The sequence below is a fragment of the Vibrio sp. YT-19(2023) genome, assembly GCF_033337395.1.
Genome location: NZ_JAWOQN010000306.1, coordinates 1 through 841 on the forward strand (window position 1 = coordinate 1; position 841 = coordinate 841).

The following is an 841-nucleotide window of genomic DNA, read 5'->3' on the forward strand; positions in this document are numbered from 1 at the left end:
AATTTAATATGCAATCTCCCCCGTTCGATCGTCTGACCGATGCTCAGCAAACTCGGCTGCGCTCGTCCTTAGATGTGGCGTACTATCGAACTCGAGATGTCATTTTATCTAGCGGGCAGACCAACCCTCACTTGCACATATTGATCAAAGGCGCAGTCGAAGAACGTTCCAAAGACCAATCCGAAGTGTTCGCTCATTACGCCAATGACGACATGTTTGACGTGCGTTCACTGTTTGAAGAATGCGTTCGACATCAATACATCGCGCTGGAAGACACCCTTTCGTACTTACTGCCAAAAGACGTTTTTCTCGAGCTTTATAACGAGAATGGCCAGTTCGCGGCTTACTTCGACAACAACTTATCCAAACGACAAGAACTCATCGAAGCCGCGCAGCAACAGCAAAACTTGGCCGAATTCATTCTGACCAAAGTCGATAACAGCATTTATCATCCGCCGATGATCCTCGCGCCAGAAACGCCAATCAACGAGGTAACTCGAACTCTAAAAGATAACGGCATCGATGCTGCATTGGTTCAGCTCCATGACGACGACCCGCGATTGGAAAAATGGCCGTCAGCTCACCCGTACGCCATCGTGACTCGTACCAACATGCTGCACTCGGTTATGTTGGATAATTGCGCCGTGGACACACCTGTAGGTGAGATCGCAACTTTCCCTGTCTACCATGTTGATGACGGGGATTTTCTGTTTAACGCCATGATCACCATGACACGTAATCGCATGAAGCGTTTGATGGTCTGCGAAGGCAGCCGCGCGGTGGGCATGCTTGACATGACACAGATTCTCAGCGCGTTCTCGACCCACTCCCATGTGTTAAC

1 protein-coding gene is annotated in these 841 nt (G+C 49.6%); it reads left to right on the forward strand.

Going from position 1 to position 841, the window contains the following annotated elements; all coding sequences use genetic code 11:
• The coding region (locus R7E78_RS25570; protein WP_318058535.1) for a cyclic nucleotide-binding domain-containing protein at positions 1 to 841 on the forward strand (841 nt) is incomplete at both ends.